The organism is Micromonospora sp. NPDC048868, from assembly GCF_043198195.1.
Taxonomy (GTDB): domain Bacteria; phylum Actinomycetota; class Actinomycetes; order Mycobacteriales; family Micromonosporaceae; genus Micromonospora; species Micromonospora reichwaldensis.
Window position 1 is genome coordinate 391,323 of sequence record NZ_JBICUN010000003.1, and the last position, 16,526, is coordinate 407,848.

The 16,526-nt window shown below is 73.1% G+C and carries 12 protein-coding genes; 4 read left to right on the forward strand and 8 right to left on the reverse strand.

The genetic code is table 11. The features are described 5' to 3' along the window. Positions 1-181: 181 nt before the first annotated feature. Both ACGFNF_RS06755 and ACGFNF_RS06760 read right to left on the reverse strand, forming a co-directional pair. Positions 182-1,735 carry an aminotransferase class I/II-fold pyridoxal phosphate-dependent enzyme gene (locus ACGFNF_RS06755; RefSeq protein WP_393166286.1) on the reverse strand — a complete coding sequence of 518 codons (1,554 nt, stop codon included), beginning with the start codon at positions 1,733-1,735 and terminating at the stop codon, positions 182-184. 23 nt (positions 1,736-1,758) lie between these two features. After that, a complete protein-coding gene (locus ACGFNF_RS06760; protein ID WP_357576405.1) occupies positions 1,759-3,087 on the reverse strand; it encodes an NAD(P)/FAD-dependent oxidoreductase in 1,329 nt (442 codons plus the stop codon). A gap of 415 nt (positions 3,088-3,502) precedes the next feature. Here ACGFNF_RS06760 and ACGFNF_RS06765 point away from each other — a divergent pair, with 415 nt between their 5' ends. Together ACGFNF_RS06765 and ACGFNF_RS06770 are read left to right on the forward strand one after the other, a co-directional pair. Beyond that, positions 3,503-4,324, forward strand: a complete 822-nt coding sequence (locus ACGFNF_RS06765) for a phytanoyl-CoA dioxygenase family protein (protein WP_357576336.1) — start codon at positions 3,503-3,505, stop codon at positions 4,322-4,324. 100 nt (positions 4,325-4,424) lie between these two features. Beyond that, entirely contained in the window at positions 4,425-5,252 is an 828-nt protein-coding gene (locus ACGFNF_RS06770) for an RNA methyltransferase (RefSeq protein ID WP_393166288.1), read from the forward strand. 84 nt (positions 5,253-5,336) lie between these two features. Here the strand turns inward: ACGFNF_RS06770 and ACGFNF_RS06775 are convergent, their stop codons facing one another. Then, entirely contained in the window at positions 5,337-7,055 is a 1,719-nt protein-coding gene (locus ACGFNF_RS06775) for an ABC transporter ATP-binding protein (protein ID WP_393166388.1), read from the reverse strand. Positions 7,056-7,209: 154 nt separating this feature from the next. Between ACGFNF_RS06775 and ACGFNF_RS06780 the strand changes: the two genes are divergently transcribed. Beyond that, positions 7,210-7,635, forward strand: a complete 426-nt coding sequence (locus ACGFNF_RS06780; protein WP_357576338.1) for a MarR family winged helix-turn-helix transcriptional regulator — start codon at positions 7,210-7,212, stop codon at positions 7,633-7,635. Between the two features lie 170 nt (positions 7,636-7,805). Then, complete coding sequence (locus ACGFNF_RS06785) at positions 7,806-9,590, forward strand: N-acetylglutaminylglutamine amidotransferase (RefSeq protein ID WP_393166290.1); 1,785 nt, start codon at positions 7,806-7,808, stop codon at positions 9,588-9,590. Positions 9,591-9,632: 42 nt separating this feature from the next. Here ACGFNF_RS06785 and ACGFNF_RS06790 read toward each other — a convergent pair whose 3' ends face one another. The 5 genes from ACGFNF_RS06790 to ACGFNF_RS06810 all read right to left on the reverse strand — a co-directional run bounded on the left by ACGFNF_RS06790 (position 9,633) and on the right by ACGFNF_RS06810 (position 16,516). Next, positions 9,633-10,766, reverse strand: a complete 1,134-nt coding sequence (locus ACGFNF_RS06790; RefSeq protein ID WP_311412619.1) for a glutamate--cysteine ligase — start codon at positions 10,764-10,766, stop codon at positions 9,633-9,635. A 101-nt stretch (positions 10,767-10,867) separates the two neighbouring features. Beyond that, positions 10,868-12,079, reverse strand: a complete 1,212-nt coding sequence (locus ACGFNF_RS06795) for an RNA polymerase sigma factor (protein WP_393166293.1) — start codon at positions 12,077-12,079, stop codon at positions 10,868-10,870. 2 nt (positions 12,080-12,081) lie between these two features. Continuing rightward, a complete protein-coding gene (locus tag ACGFNF_RS06800) occupies positions 12,082-12,432 on the reverse strand; it encodes a YciI family protein (RefSeq protein WP_393166295.1) in 351 nt (116 codons plus the stop codon). 149 nt (positions 12,433-12,581) lie between these two features. After that, on the reverse strand, positions 12,582-15,410 hold the full coding sequence (locus ACGFNF_RS06805) for a hypothetical protein (RefSeq protein WP_393166297.1): 2,829 nt from the start codon (positions 15,408-15,410) through the stop codon (positions 12,582-12,584). Further along, positions 15,407-16,516, reverse strand: a complete 1,110-nt coding sequence (locus tag ACGFNF_RS06810) for an AAA family ATPase (protein WP_357576343.1) — start codon at positions 16,514-16,516, stop codon at positions 15,407-15,409. The genes ACGFNF_RS06805 and ACGFNF_RS06810 overlap by 4 nt, the downstream gene beginning before the upstream one ends. Positions 16,517-16,526: the final 10 nt, after the last annotated feature.

A 16,526-nucleotide genomic window follows, 5' to 3' on the forward strand; every position in this document is an offset into this window, starting at 1 on the left:
CAGTAGGAGGCACCCTCATCCGAGGGTGCCTCCCACTGCGTTGATCCGAGGTGGGCGGTACCGGGCTCCGATCACCGCATCGTCCGCATCGAACGGCTCACGGACCGGAACGGACAGCTGCCGGCTGAGGGTCCGGTCCGGGCGCCGGGCATCCCGCCCTCATCGAGTTACGAGACGACTCTCAGCGGGGAGCGCTGCCGAAGGCGCTCGAGAGGTACGCCCGGGAGTCGGCGATGGCGCCCTCGATGATCCGGGCCGCCTCGCGGGCCTCCTCGGGCCGGTGCCCGGCCTGCACCTGGAGCCGGAACCGGGACGAGCCGGTCGGGGTCACCGGGAACTCGACCATGAATGCCAGCACCCCTCGGTCGAAGAGCAGGCGGTTCGCCGTCCGCGCCAGCTTCTCGTTGCCGATCAGTAGCGGCACAATCGGTGACGGCTCACCCATGCAGGTCAGACCCCGGCCGGTCAGCTCGTCGCGCAGGGCGTGGATCGCGGTGAAGAGCCGGGCCCGCAGCACGTCCCCCTCGGCCGACCGGATGATCCTGGTGGCTTCCCGCACCACCGCGGTCTGCACCGGCGACAGCGCGTTGGAGAAGAAGTGCGAGCCGCCGAACATCTTGATGTACTGCTTCAACGCCGGCGAGTTGGATGCGACGAAGCCACCGTTGGAGCAGAACGTCTTGGAGAAGGCGCCCATCACGATGTCGACGCTGCCGAGCAGGTCCTGCATCCCCAGCACGCCCGTGCCGCCGGGCCCCATCGAGCCGAGGTCGTGCGCCACGTCGACCAGCAGCGTGGCGTCGTGTTCCCGGCAGACGCGTTGCAGGGTGACGAGGTCCGGCCAGTCCGCGTCCACCGAGAAGAGCCCGTCGGTGACCACCAGGATGCCGTTGCGGGTGTCCGTGGCCCGGATCTCGGTCAGGTGCCGGCGTACCGCCTCGACGTTGAGGTGCTCGTAGCGGACCACGTTCCGGGTGGCCGCCCGTGCCCCCTGCTGGAGGCAGGAGTGGGCCAGCCGGTCGATCAGGATGTGGTCGGACTGCCGGACCAGACCGACGACCGCGCCGAAGCCGGCCGCCCAGCCGGTCGGAAAGAGCGTCACGTGGTCGAGCCCGACCAGGTCGCCGAGGGCAGCCTCCAGCTCGTCGGAGATGCGGGTGTTGCCGAGCACCATCGGCGAGCCGGCGCTGTGCGGCCCGTAGTCGTGCATCGCCCTGGCCGCCGCCTCCCGGATCGCCGGGTGGGTGTTGAACGACAAATAGTCCTGCGAGTTGAAGTTGATGCCGCGGGCCCGCCGGCCCAGGTCGTTGGTGATCTGGGCGACGCTGTCCGGTGCGGCCTCCAGCACCCGGGAGTACTGCCACGTCTCCGTGCGTCGACGCGCCTGCACCCAGCCGTAGAAGTCCTCGGTGCGGGTCAGCAGGTTACGGCCGGCGGGCCGGTAGAAGTCGTACGCGTTCTTGTCGAGGGCGTACTCCTCGTCGGGGTCGACGGGGTTGCGCAGGTGGGCCGGCTCCCACATCTCGGTGAGGTCGGCGACGACCTGGGCCAGCTCGTCGTCGGCGCCTTCGAGCGACGCGAGGTCGTCCCACGGGATGTGGGTGGCCCAGTTACGGGTCATCTCGGAGACCTCGGCCGCGGTACGCGTCATGGTCTCGAAGTCCCGGCAGTGTGCCGCCTTGAGGATGATCCCGATCAGTTCGCCGTCTTCACGCTGGTCCAGCTCGGTGGTCACGGTGTCGTCTCCCTGGAGGATCATCAGGCGAAGAGGTTCTGCTGGTAGCTGCGGGAGGTCTCCGCGAAGTCCTCGAAGACCGCGTGGTCTGCGGAGGACTCCTTCGCGGCGTCGTTGAGCAGGAAGAGGTTGGAGGCCTGGAAGAACTCCGACACCGGCGCGACGTCGGCGTGGGTGGCGATGAACCGGTCGGTCTCCTGCTGGTTGCCCCGCAACGCGACGAACAGTTGCAACTCGTCGTGCCGGTACGGACGCATCTCGGCGAGGGTGCAGACGTAGTCGTGGTAGGCGGCGGCGTTCTGGCTCCGGCGGCGGTCCCCGTAGGCGGTCATCGCCTCGTCGATCGACGCGTCACCGCGGAGCCACCGGTCGAGTGCGGCGCTGACCAGCTCGGCGTCGCGGAAGGCGTGGGTGATGCCGATCGCGGTGCACTGGTCCTTGGCCGACTCGGCGTCACCGACGAGCACCCACCCGGGCCCGTGCAGTGGCCGGAGGAAGGCCGACTGGTCCAGGGTGCCGTAGATGCGCTCCTCCCTGGTCCCCTTGCTGCGCACCACGTCGCCCAGCTCCGGACTGACGAAGTCCAACGCCTTCTGGTAGTTGCCCGGAACGTCAGCGCGAAACTCCCGCGACCACTCACTCGGCCCCCAGACCAGGACCATGTTCTGGTCGAAGTTGGTCGGCGCCACCGCGCAGGCCAACCGGCCGCGCCGGTGCAGTTGTGCCGGGCCCAGGTCGAAGCCGGACCAGTAGCTCCAGTAGGCGAACGTGCAGCGGGGCCGCTCGTCGTACTTCGGCAACGCGAGGGTGCGGGCGACGAACGAGTTCCGGCCGTCGGCACCGACCACGATCCGGGCCCGCTCCTCGACCAGCTCTCCGTCGACCGCGCGCCCCCGGATACCGACGACCTGCCCGTTCTCGACGATCAGCTCACGAACGGTGAAGTTCGTCCGCACCTCGGCGCCGGCCTTGGCGGCCGCGCCGACCAGGATCTCGTCGAGCACCCGGCGCCGCACGGACGCATAGCTCTGCACCACGCCCGAGTCGTCGCCGTGCAGGTCCCGGAAGTACTCGCGCAGCAGTTCGGTCGGCACCGAGCCGGTCAGCGAGATGCCGTCGTTGACCACCTCGACCGTGGTGTGCGCCGGAGTGACCGCCAGGACCTCGTCCAGCAGTCCCCACCGGTTCAGGTAGGACATCCCGTGCGGCCAGAGGAAGTGCGTCGAGATGACGTCGCTGGGAAACGAGGAGCGGTCCACCACGAGCACCCGGTGTCCGCGCTGGGCGAGCAACAGGGCGGTGGACGCACCCGAACAGCGGGCGCCGATGACGATCGCGTCGTACAACTGAATCGATCCTTCGTTGATGTGGCGGTGGCGGCGCAGGTAGCGGCGGCGGAAACCCACCTGAGAGCGGCCCCGGGGTCCGCGGATCGCGCAGGTCACCCGGGCTGCGTGCGGCGTCGGCCACCGTTGCCGGTGGCTGCTTCTGCCACACCTACCGATCGAGTCGGCAGGCCCGGCGGAGAGCGTAGCTCATGTCCACAGTGGATAGAAACCGCTCGGAGTGAGCGTCCGAGGTGACTTCAGTGGACTGGCGCCGCGCACAGATCGAGCGGATCGCGGCAGATCCGGAGGTCGAGGCTCGGTCTCGCTGTCCCGGCCTGGGAGACCGCATGAGGAACACCGGTCCCCTGGGCCCGCATCCGACAGAAACTGCGCGGAAGATGTCGGGTGATCGGGACCGGTGCCGCCGCACGATGGGGGCATGGATGACACGACCTTGGTGTCCCGCTTCCTTCGCGACGGCTTCGTGAAGCTGGAGGGCGCCGTCGCGCCGCGCGTGGCAGCGGACTGCGCGCGGCTGCTGTGGCGGGAGACGGGCTGCGACCCGGACGATTCAGCGACGTGGACGCAGCCCGTGCACTGGGTGCCCGGCCTGGCGCAGGGACCGTTCGCTGCCGCTCCCAATTCCCCGTTCCTCCATCACGCGTACGACCTGCTCGTCGGCGCGGGACGCTGGGAGCCGCGCTACTCGCTGGGCACGTTCCCGCTGCGCTTCCCGCACGAGGAGGAGCCGGACGACGCGGGCTGGCACATCGAGGGCAGCTATCTGCCGGAGGGCGAGAGCTGGTACTTCACCAATGTGCGCTCCCGCGGCCGGGCGCTGCTGATGCTGTTCCTGTTCAGTGAGGTCGGGGAGACGGACGCCCCGACCCGGATCCGGGTCGGCTCACACCTCGACGTGCCGACGGTGCTGGAGAAGTACGGGGAGAACGGAGCGAGCGGACTGGCCCTTGCGCCCGACCTGGTGGCGGCGTCCGAGCACCGGCCGCTCGCCCTCGCCACCGGATCTCCGGGCGACGTCTTCCTGTGCCACCCGTTCCTGGTGCACGCGGCGCAACCGCACCACGGAGCGCGGCCTCGTTTCATGGCCCAACCGCCGCTGATGCCGGCCGCACCGTACGAACTGGAGCGGGCCGACGGCGCCTACTCACCCGTGGAGATCGCGATCCGTCGGGGTCTCGGACGGGACGCCCCCGGTCCGGACGGGGACGGCGCCGGGGCGACATGCCCCGTCCGTTCCTGAGCGCCTGGCCGAAGGCCTTGTCGGAGACCTCGGGGAGCCAGGGTGAGGTCCACGGCGGTGCGCCGGTGAGGTTGCCGCCGCCCGTGCGACGGAGGCGGGGGTGGCAGTGGTTCTGCGGGTGAGTGGCCGCAATGCGCGGTTCCAGCAGTGGAAAGCTCTCCTCGGCAATCGGACCAAGCGGCAGCGACGCGGCGAGTTCCTCGTGCAGGGCGTGCGCCCGATCACCATGGCCGTCGAACACGGCTGGCAGATCCGGGAGCTGCTCTACGACACCAGCGCTCAACTGTCCGGCTGGGCACGCGAGGCCATGGACACGGTCCGGGCCGAGAAGTTCGCCGTCTCGCGTGAACTGATCCACGAACTGGGAGGTAAGGCGGACACGGTTCCAGAGCTGCTGGCCGTGGTCGCGTTGCCGGAGGACGACCTGCGCCGTATCCCGGTCGGCCCGACCATGCTCACCGTCGTGTTCGATCGGCCCACCAGCCCCGGCAACATCGGGACCCTCGTTCGGTCGGCGGACGCCTTCGGCGCCGGCGGCGTCATCGTCACCGGCCACGCCGCCGACGTGTACGACCCGAAGGCGGTCCGGGCGAGCACCGGCTCGCTGTTCGCCCTGCCCGTGGTCCGGGTGCCCTCCCACCAGGCCGTCCTGTCCTGGGTCGCTGACGTCCGCGCCGAGGGCATCGGCATGAGCATCGTGGGAACCGATGAGCGCGGCCTTCTGGACGCCGCCGAGTGCGACTTCACGCAACCCACCCTGACGTTGATCGGCAACGAGACCGCCGGCCTCAGCTCCGGCTGGCGCGAGGCATGCGACCAGCTCGTCCGGATCCCCATGTCCGGGTCCGCCAGCTCCCTGAACGCGGCGACCGCCGCGACTGTCGTGCTGTACGAATCGGCACGCCAGCGGGCCGCCGCCCGGCGGTAGCGCACTGATGGCAGGCAGCCGACCGGCGGTTGTCCGCCACCATCGCGCCACCCGACCCGCCGCGCCCCTCTGGGCTCTGACCCGTCAGGCGGCCAGGGTGGCGTAGCGGCCGGCGCGCTCCAGCAGGCCGTCGTGGCTGCCGGACTCGACGATCCGGCCGTGGTCGAGCACCGCGATCCGGTCCGCGTTGCGCACGGTGGAGAGCCGGTGCGCGATGGTGATGGTGGTACGCCCCCGGGCCACCTCGTCGAACGCCCGCTGCACGGCGCGCTCGGTCTCGGTGTCCAGCGCGCTGGTGGCCTCGTCGAGGATCAGGATGCGCGGGTCGCGCAGCAGCGTACGGGCGATCGCGAGGCGCTGCTTCTCGCCGCCGGAGAAGCGGTGTCCCCGCGAGCCGACCATGGTGTCGTACCCGTCGGGCAGCCCGGCGATCAGGTCGTGGATCTGGGCGGCGCGGGCGGCGGCCTCGATCTCGGCGTCGGTGGCGTCCGGGCGGGCGTAGCGCAGGTTCTCCCGCACGGTGGTGTGCAGCAGGTACGTCTCCTGGCTGACCACGCCGACGATCGCGGCCAGATCGGCCAGGCGCAGGTCGCGCAGGTCGACGCCGTCGACGGTGATCCGGCCGCTCGTCGGGTCGTGCAGGCGGCTGATCAGCGCGGCCAGGGTGCTCTTGCCGGAGCCGGTCTCCCCGACCAGCGCCAGGCCGCTGCCGGCCGGCACGTCGAGGGTGATCCCGGCGACGGCGGCGGTGTCGCTGCCCGGGTAGCGGAAGGTGACGTCGGTCAGGCGCAGCTCGCCCCGGATCCGGCGGGGGTCGACGTCGACCGGCTCGGCGGGGTCGTCCACCTCGACCGGCAGGTCCAGGTACTCGAAGATCCGGGCGAACAGCGCGAGCGAGGCGGTCACGGAGACGCCCACGTTGAGCAGGCCCATCAGGGGGCGGAAGAGCCCGCCCTGCAACGCGGTGAAGGCGACCAGGGTGCCGATGCTGAGCGTGCCGGCGGCGCCGGGCAGCCCGGCGCTGAGGTAGATGACCGCCGGGATGGCGGCGAAGACGACGCTCATGGTGGCCATCCGCCAGCGGCCGGCGAGTTCGGAGCGCAGTTCCAGGTCGACCAGGCGGTCCGACGAGGCGGCGAAGCGGGCGGCCAGGGCGGGGCCGGTGCCCAGCGTCTTGGCCAGGTGCACGCCGCTGACGGACAGCCCCTCCTCGACGGTGACGTTGAGGTCGGCGAGTTCGCGCTGGCGTTGCGCGGTGATCTCGCGGCGCAGGTGGGCGACGCGTCGGGTCAGCCAGATGGCCGGCGGCAGCACGACGAGCGAGACCAGCGAGAGCCGCCAGGAGAGCGCGACCATCGCCGCCGCCGTGGCGACGACGGTGGTCAGGTTGGCCGCGATCGAGGTGGCGGTCGAGGTGACCACGCTCTGCATGCCGCCGATGTCGTTGGTGATGCGCGACTGCACCTCGCCGGTGCGGGTGCGGGTGAAGAACGCCAGGGACTGCCGTTGCAGGTGGGTGAAGACGTCGGTGCGCAGCCGGTGCATGACCTGCTGGCCGACCCGGGTGGAGATCCAGGTCTGGAGCACGCCGAGCACCGAGGTCACGGCGGCGACGGCGACCATGCCGGCCACCAGCCAGCCCAGCAACGGCAGGTCGCGCTCGGGCAGGGCACGGTCGATCACGGCGCGGAGCAGGAAGGGCGAGGCCATGGCGAGCACCGAGGAGACCACGATGATCGCGGTGACGGTGGCGAGCGCCGCCCGGTGCCGGGCGAAGAGCGCGCCGATGCGCCGCAGGGACACCTGGCGGGCCTGCGCCTTCTCGGCGGCGCTGACCTTGCGGGGGCCGCGGTCGCGGCCGGAGAGGACGGGTTCCAAGGGGTACTTCCTCACGTGGGAGATGCTGAGGTTGCCTCAACATGAGGGAACAACAGCTTCTGCTGCTACCGTATTCCCCGTGACGGCAGACACGGACGACGCCGAGGACGGCCTCGCCGAGGCGTTCTGGGCGGTGACCCGGCGGCTGCGCCACCGCACCCGCGAGGCGCTCGCGCCCTGGGACGTCACGCCCGCGCAGTCCCGGGCGCTCGGCGTGCTGATGCGGCACGGCGCGCTGCGGCTCAGCGCGCTCGCCGAGCACCTGCGCATCGCCCCGCGCTCGGCCACCGAGGTCGTGGACGACCTCGAGGCACGCGGGCTCGTGCGGCGCCGGCCCGATCCGGCGGACCGGCGCGCCACCCTGGTCGCGCCGACCGGGGAGGGCACACGCGCTGGCGCCGCCATCCACGCCGCCCGCCGGGCCGCCGCCGAGGAGCTGTTCGGCCGCCTGGCACCCGCCGACCGGGAACAGCTCGCCCGCATCCTGCGTACGCTGCGCGACTGACCGCCCGACGCGCGTGGCACCGGGGTTTGCCGCCCCCGGCGGCGGGTAGCCCAGCCACCCGTCCTGCCGACGGGACCGGGTCCCCCGCGCGGGCGGCCCGGCACACCTGCGACGCCGACAGGAGTGATCACGGTGGGTCGGATGCCCCGGAAGCCCGGTGACCGCTGACGATGTGCGGCATCAGTGGCGAGGCGAGGTTCGACGGATCGACGCCGGACGCCGGCGCGGTGACCCGGATGACCGAGGCGATGCGCTCCCGGGGCCCCGACGGGGAGGGCCTCTTCGACGACGGCTGGGTGGTCCTCGGGCACCGCCGGCTCACCATCATCGACCTCACCGAGGCCGGCTCCCAGCCGATGGTCCGCGACGACCTGGGGCTGGCGCTGGTCTTCAACGGCTGCGTCTACAACTATCCCCAGCTGCGCGAGGAGCTGCGCGGCGCGGGGCACACGTTCCACTCCACCAGCGACACCGAGGTCGTCCTGGTGGCGTACGCGCAGTGGGGCGAGCAGTTCGTCGACCACCTGGTCGGCATGTTCGCCGTCGTGCTGGTGGACCGCCGGCGGCGCCGGCTCGTGCTGGCCCGCGACCGGCTCGGCATCAAGCCCCTCTACCTCGCCGAGTCACCCGGCCGGCTGCGGTTCGCCTCCACCCTGCCGGCGCTGCTGCGCGCCGGCGACGTGGACACCTCGATCGACCCGGTGGCGCTGCACCACTACCTCTCCTGGCACTCCATCGTCCCGGCGCCCCGCACCGTCCTGCGCGGCATCCGCAAGCTCCCCCCGGCCACCGTGCGCGTCGTCGAGGCCGACGGGCGCAGCCGCCAGCACGTCTACTGGCGGCCCGACTACGCCCGGGACCCCGCCCACGCCGGCATGGACGCCGAGGACTGGCGGGCCGCCGTCGGGGAGGCGCTGCGCGAGGCGGTACGGCGGCGGCTCGTCGCCGACGTACCCGTCGGCGTGCTGCTCTCCGGCGGCCTGGACTCCAGCATGATCGTGGCGCTGCTGGCCGAGGCCGGGCAGCAGCACCTGCAGACCTTCAGCATCGGCTTCGACAGCCGCGGCGGCGAGGCCGGCGACGAGTTCCACTACTCCGACCTGGTCGCCCGCACGTTCGGCACCGACCACCACCGCATCCGGCTCGCCGACGACGACCTGGTCCCGGCGGTACGGCGGACCGTGCACGCGATGACCGAGCCGATGGGCAGCCACGACGTGGTCGCCTTCCACCTGCTCTCCGAGCAGGTCGCCCGGCACGTCAAGGTGGCCCAGTCCGGCCAGGGCGCCGACGAGGTCTTCGCCGGCTACGGCTACCACCAGCCCCTCACGCGGGTGCCCCGCGACGACGCGGCGGCCACCTTCGCCGACGCGTTCTTCGACCGGGACCACGCCGAGCTGAGCCGGGTGGTGGACCCGGCGTACGCCTGCGACCGCGACGCCAGCCGCGAGCTGCTCGCGGCGGACCTGGCCGCGCCGGGCGCGCAGACGGCGCTGGACGCGGTGCTGCGCCTGGACACCCACCTGATGCTCCCCGACGACCCGGTCAAGCGGGTGGACAGCATGAGCATGGCGTGGGGGCTGGAGGTGCGCACCCCATTCCTGGACCAGGACCTGGTGGCGCTGGCGGCGGCCTGCCCACCCGAGCACAAGGTGGCCGACGGCGGCAAGGGCGTACTCAAGGAGGTGGCCCGCCAGGTGCTGCCCGTCGAGGTGGTCGACCGGCCGAAGGGCTACTTCCCGGTGCCGGCGCTGCGCAACGTCGACGGGCCGGTGCGGCAGCTCGTCGCCGAGGCCCTCGCCGCGCCCGCCGCCCGCGAGCGCGGCCTGTTCCGCCGCGAGTACGTCGCCGAGCTGCTCGCCGAGCCGGACCGGGCGCAGGCCGCCGCCGGCAGCAACAAGCTGTGGCAGCTCGGCCTGCTGGAACTCTGGCTCCAGTCCCACGACATCCGCTGACCGCCTCCCGGCCGACGCACCCGGTCGCCAGGGCTCGGCGGGTCAGGCGGCGCGGGTCTCGGCGGCCAGGTGGTCCAGGACGGCGCGCACGTCGTCGCCGGTGCGGGCCATGACCCGGCGCTGCCGGGTGGCGCCGTTGCCGTCGCGCCGCAGCCGGACCAGCTGGTCGCGTACGTAGTCGAGGTCGCCGTGGCGGGCCAGGGCCGGCGCGACCGTGTCGACGAGCTCGCCGACCAGGTCCCAGGCGGGACGGGCGACGCCAGCGCGCAGGTCGATCAGGTCGCCCTCCAGCCCGTCGTGGGCGGCCCGCCAGTGCGCGGCGGAGACCAGGCAGTCCCGGATCCGTCGGGCGGGGACCCCGGCGCGGGCGTCGTCGGCCATCGTCGCGACGAGCGCGCGGACCAGCCCGGCGACAAGCACCGTGTCGTCCACCGCCGGGCAGACGTCGCCCACCCGCACCTCCACCGTGGGGTACGCGGCCGACGGGCGCGCGTACCAGTAGACCATCGCCGCGTCGAGCATGATCCCTGCGTCGATCAGCTCCGCCACCGTCGCGTCGTAGTCGGCGACCGACTCGAAGTGCGGGGTCGGCCCGATGCTGGGCCAGCGTTCCAGCTGCATGGAGCGCCAACTGGCGTGCCCGGTGTCGCGTCCGTCGTGCAGCGGCGAGTTGGCGGTGATCGCCTGCACCACCGGCAGCCAGGGGCGCAGGTGGTTGCAGACCTGGATGGCCAGTTCGCGGTCGGGCATCCCGACGTGCACGTGGCAGCCGCAGACGGCGGGGTCGTGCGCCACCGGCCCGAACCGCCGGGACATGGCGTGGTAGCGCGGTTTGTCCGGCACCGTCCGGTGCGGCTCGTGCACGGGCGTGGCACCGACCGCGACGAGCCGCGCCCCGGCGGCCTCGGCCGCGTCGCCGACGGAGCGGCGCAGCGCCACCAGGTGCGCGCGCAGCTCGGCCAGGTCGGCGGTGACCGGCGTGACCATCTCCACCATGCTGTGCCGGAACTCCTGCCGGCTCTGGTCCCGCGCGCTGCCGGACAGGGCGGTGAGCACCCGGTCGGCGACCGGCAGGCTCTCCCCGGTCCGCGGGTCGAGCAGGAGGTACTCCTCCTCGACCCCGAGCGTCAGCGTGGTCTGGTCGGAGGCGGTGGCAAGTGCCGGACGGTACGTCATGGGCGCTCGCGTCCGTTCGTCGGGCGACGCGCCGGGCGCCGCGCTGCCGGACGACCCGAGTTCCCGGCCCACTGGCTGGACAAACGCGCGGGGCGCGGGCGTCAACCGCCCGTCAGCACCGACGTCGCCCGGCTGTCCAGGAAGGCGCGTTCGGCCGCGTTGTCCGTCAGCTCGGCGGCCGTCCGGTACGCCCGCGCCGCCTCCCCCGCCAGGCCGAGCCGCCGCAGCAGGTCCGCCCGGACGGCGTGGAACACGTGGTACCCGGCCAGGTCGAGCACCTCGACGGCGGCCAGCCCCGCTGCCGGCCCGGCCACCTCGGCGAGCGCGACGGCCCGGTTCAGCGCCACCACCGGCCCCGGGGCGTACGCGGTGAGCTGGTCGTACAGCCGGAGGATCTGCGCCCAGTCGGTGCCGGCGGCGTCGGGCGCGTCGCTGTGCACGGCGGCGATCGCGGCCTGGATCTGGTATGGCCCCGGCCGGTCGCGGCGCAGGCAGCGGCGGACCAGGGCCTGCCCCTCGCCGACGAGCCCGGCGTCCCACCGGCGGCGGTCCTGCTCGGGCAGCGGCACCAGCGCGCCGTCGGCCGTGGTGCGGGCGGGGCGGCGCGCCTCGGTGAGCAGCATCAGCGCCAGCAGCCCCAGCGCCTCGGGCTCGTCCGGCATGAGCCGCACCAGCAGCCGGCCGAGCCGGATCGCCTCGGCGCACAGATCGTCGCGGACCAGCCGGTCGCCGGAGCTGGCGGTGTGCCCCTCGGTGAAGATCAGGTAGAGCACGGCCAGCACGGCGGGGAGCCGGTCCGGCAGGTCGGCGTCGCCGGGCACCCGGTACGGGATCCCCGCGTCGCGGATCTTGGCCTTGGCCCGGACGATCCGCTGGGCCATGGTCGCCTCCGGCACCAGGAACGCCCGGGCGATCTCGGCGGTGCCCAGCCCGCCCAGCAGCCGCAGGGTCAGCGCGACCCGGGCGGCGGGGCCGAGCGCCGGATGGCAGCAAGTGAAGATCAGGCGGAGCCGGTCGTCGCGCACGGGTCCCTCCTCGGGCGGTACGTCGCGGACGTGCAGGAGGGCGGCCTGGGCGTACCGGTCGGCGCGGGAGGCCTCCCGCCGCAGCCGGTCGACGGCCCGGTTCCGGGCGGTGGTGATGATCCAGCCGGCCGGGCTGGGCGGCGGCCCGGTCTCGGGCCACCGCGCCACCGCCACCGTGAACGCCTCCTGCACCGCCTCCTCGGCGATGTCGATGTCGCCGAGGAGGCGGACGAGGACGGCGACCGCGCGGCCGTACTCCGCGCGGAACACCGCCTCCACGTCGGGCATGGTCAGCTCTCGCCCTGGAAGGGGCGCACCTCGATCGGCAGGGTGGTGGCCAGCGCGTACCGGCGGCCCCACGCCAGCGCGGCGTCGAGGTCGGGCGCCCGGAGGATGGTGATCCCGCCGAGGTGTTCCCTGCCCTCGACGAACGGCCCGTCGGTGACCAGCACCTCGCCGTCGGACGGCCGCAGCACGGTCGCCGTGTCGGGCGCGTGCAACCCCTGGCCGAACACCCAGCAGCCGGACGCCTCCAACTCCTCCCGGATGGCGCCCAACTCGCGCATCACCCCGGCCAGGAACTCCGGGTCCGGCAGCCCGTCACCGTTTGGCTGGTGGATGCTGAGCAGGTACTGCTTCATGGCCCCTCCCCGCGTCGGCGGCCGACGGTGCCGCCGGCCTCTCATCCTCCACACGAACGGAGCGGGCCAGGATCGACAACCCGCCGGAAATTGCTCCGCCGACGGCCGGCGCCGGTCAGCGCGGGGTGGCCGCCGACGGCCGGCGCCGGTCAGCGCGGGGTGGCCGCCAGCAGGTCGGCCACGGCGTCGACGGTCTCCGGATGCGCCGCCAGCAGCGCGGTCAGGCCGGCGGGAACGGCGGTGGTGGCGGCGTCCGGCTCGCGCCAGCCGCCGTCGCAACCGAGGAGCGCGGCGACGGCGTCCACGCTCTGCGGGTTGGCCTCCAGCAGCGCGGCGACCGGCCCGGACACGGCGGCGGGGACCGCCGGCGTCGACGGCGGCGCCGAGGCCGACCACGGCGGCACCCAGGCGTCCAGCGCGGCCAGCGAGCCGGGGAACGTACGCCCCGCCTCCCGCACCAGCAGCGGCACCAGCTCCGCGCCGTGCTCGCGCAACGTGGTGATCAGGGTGGGCAGCCACGGCAGCAGGACCGGGTCGGGCAACCGGGCGAACGCGGACGACATCACCTCCACGACGAACGGCGCGAGCCCCGGCACCGGCTCCAGGGCCTGCACGAAGCCGCTGAGGTACTGCGGGAAGGCGGGCACCACCAGCGGGTTGGCGAGCAGCGCGGCGCACCGCTCGCGCAACTCGGCCAGGGGCAGCAGGCCCAACTGGTGCCGGGCGGCCCAGAGCAGCGCCACCTTGGCCGGCGTCTCCGGATGGGACTGCGCGACGGCGAGTTCGAGCTGGGACCGGTCGCAGCCCAGGGAGATCGCCAGGCTCTCCATGCCGAACAGGAAGCCCAGCATGGCGCCGACCTGACGCACGCCGCTCTCCTCGTCGACGAACGCCGTGGGCAGCAGGGTGCAGTAGTGCGCGTACCCGGTGGTCACGAACGCCTCGCACCAGGCCGGCAGCGGCCCGGTGGCGCGGTGGTGGGCCAGCAGCCGCCGGATCCGGCGCAGCACCTCGGGGGCGTCGTCGACGGTGCGTTCGGCGGCGAGCAGCTCCACCGCCCGGGCGCCGAGTTCGTCGACCAGGCGCGGGCTGTCGAGGAGCCGGATGGCGTCCTCGACGGCCTCCAGCGCGACCGAGGCCGTCGCCTCCGGGCCCCGCACGGCGCGGCGCAGGCGCTGCTCCAGCACCTGCTCGACGGTCACCCCCTCGTAGCCCAGCTCGATCAGCGCCCGCTGGCTGCGGCCGAGGGCCAGGTCCCAGCTCTCCTGGATCGAGCGCTGCCCCAACCGGCGCTCGCCCATGATGGGCCGGACCGCGTCGCGGGGCAGCAGGTGCCGCAGCCGCCACAGCAGATCCGAGCAGGGCACCAGCTCGGGGTTGGCCCGCAGGTCCACCAGGGCCCGCTGGATCGTGCGCTTCTCCAGGTCCAGCCCGAGCGGGGCGAGCCGGTCGTGGACGTCGCGGGCGAGCGGCGGAAGGGCCTCGTAGCCCACCTGACCGACCCGGTCGCCGCCGAACAGGATCTCGCAGAGCCGGCGGACGTCCCGGCGGCCCGGGACGACGTCCTTCTCGATGCAGGTGACCGCCGCGTCGGCGAAGTCGTACGGCGTGGGGCGCGCGCGGTTGCGCAGGCCGGCGAGGAGGATCGAGGTCTCGAAGACGGCGATCGCGTCGGCGGTGCTGGCCAGGTAGCCGTTGCGCCGGGCCAGCCGGACGATGTCGACGCACCAGCCGCGCAGCTCCGCCTCGTCCAGTCCCTGCGTCGCCGGCGGCTGCGCCAGGTAGCCGGAGAGCCGGTCGGCGACCCCGGCGGCGGGTGCGGGTGCCGGGGTGGCGCGGCGGCGGCCACCGGTGCGGGTCCGGCCGCCCCGCTGCCCCTCCAGCCGGAACGGGCTCAGCTTGGTGCGGGCGACCGCCTTCGTCCAGGTGGCGGAGGCGATCGACACCGAGCCGGGCGCGAGGCCGAACTGCGCCTCGATGGCGGAGTGGCTGGACGGGATGAGCCCGTAGTGCCATCGGGTGCCGGTGCGCGGGCTGATCTCGAAGGGGGCGTCGGACCGCAGCCCGAACTGCTCCACCCGGCTGGCGGCGTGGAACGCGCCGCAGACGTAGAGGCAGTCGGCGGGATCGGCCCCGGAGGCGGCGAGGTGCTGCCGCATCCGGGTCCACATGTAGCGCTCGCGGTCCTCGTCGCGGTCCTGCCGCTCCGCCCCGGCCGGGCGCAGCCGCCGGAACAGGCTGCCGATCAGCACCATCACCTGCCGGTAGGTGTCGTGGTCGGCGTCGGCCAGCGGCTGCTCGACGTACTGGTCCCACCACTCCGACCAGTGCCGGACCTTGCCGTGGTGCAGGAGGTAGGCCTCCAGCTCCGCGAAGCGGGGCCGCAGGTCGCCGATCTCGACGCCGACCGCGTCGCCGTGCAGGGCAGCCTCCTCCCCCGCCGGCGCGGCGGCCTCGACGTCCCCGCCGGCCGGGGCCTCGTCGGCGGGGCGGCGCGGCGACCACTGGAAGACGTGGTCGGTGGAGCGGTCCACCAGCACCAGCTCGACGCCCGGCGTCTCCAGCGCGTACGCGATGGCCTGGTATTCGGCGCTGGCCTCGGTGATCGGCGCGACCACGCTGAGCGGCCCCCAGTCGGCCGGGAAGCCGTCCAGCTCCGAGGCGAAGGCCTGCACGGCCACCGGGAGACTGCAGTTGCGCAGCTCGCCCAGCAGCGGCTGGAGGTCCTCGCAGAGCTCCAGGTAGATCACCTTCGGCTGCTTCGCGCGCAGCCTGCGGACCATGGCCAGCGCGGACGCCGGGGAGTGGTGGCAGACCGGGAAGATCTCCAGTTCCTCGCCGAGGGCGCGGTCGACGTCGTCGACGATGCCGGCCAGGATCTCCGCGACGGCGCCCGAGCTGCCGGCGAAAGCGCCCGCGGCGGCCGTGAGCTGCTCGCGCAGCGCGCCGAACGGCCCCGCGGTGGTGGGGGCGGTCACGACAGGGCGGCGATCGCCTGGCGGCCACCGTCGAGGAAGCCCTCCCAGCCGCCGTCCTGCTTGGCGCGCGGCTCGACCACCCCGTGCAGGTACTTGTTGAGGATCGCCAGGTCCTCGGGGCTGCGGCGGGCCAGCGAGCCGACCAGCGACCCGGCCAGCGTCGCGGCGCGCAGGGTGCGGTCGCCGAAGAACTGGCTGTGCAGGATGGCGTCCTCCAGCACGCCGATCTGTTCGGCGGTGGACAGCGCCGACTCCAGCTTCTCGTCGTCGCTGGTCGCCGAGGTGGCGGCGGCGCGCAGGTCGGCGAAGCTCTGCAACAGGATGTCGAGCAGGGTGGGCGGCACGTCCAGCGTGATCTGGTGGCGGCGCAGCAGTTCCTCGGTGCGGAAGCGGACGATCTCGGCCTCGCTGCGCTTGTTGGTCACCACGGGGATCCGGACGAAGTTGAACCGCCGCTTGAGCGCGGAGGAGAGGTCGTTCACGCCCCGGTCCCGGCTGTTCGCGGTGGCGATGATCGAGAAGCCGGGCTTGGCGAAGACGATGTTGTCGTGGTCCAGCTCCGGGATGGAGACGTACTTCTCCGACAGGATCGAGATCAGCGCGTCCTGCACGTCGCTGGTGGAGCGGGTCAGCTCCTCGAACCGGCCGACGGTGCCCTGCTCCATCGCCGTCATGATGGGCGACGGGATCATCGACTCCCGGGACTGGCCCCGCGCGATGACCATGGAGACGTTCCACGAGTACTTGATGTGGTCCTCGGTGGTGCCGGCGGTGCCCTGGACCACCAGGGTCGAGTTGCGGCAGACGGCGGCGGACAGCAGCTCGGCCAGCCAGCTCTTGCCGGTGCCCGGGTCGCCGATCAGCAGCAGGCCCCGGTCCGACGCCAGGGTCACGATGCTGCGTTCGACGAACGTGCGGTCGCCGAACCACTTCTGCGGGATCTCCCGGTCGAGCCCGTCGGCCCGTTCCGAGCCGAGGATGAACAGGCGGACCATCCGCGGACTCAGCCGCCACGAGAACGGCTTCGGATCGGTGTCGACCGACTCCAGGAAGTCGAGTTCCTCGGCGTACTTGACCTCGGCGGGGGCACGGAGCATCTCGGACATGAGGGGTTGT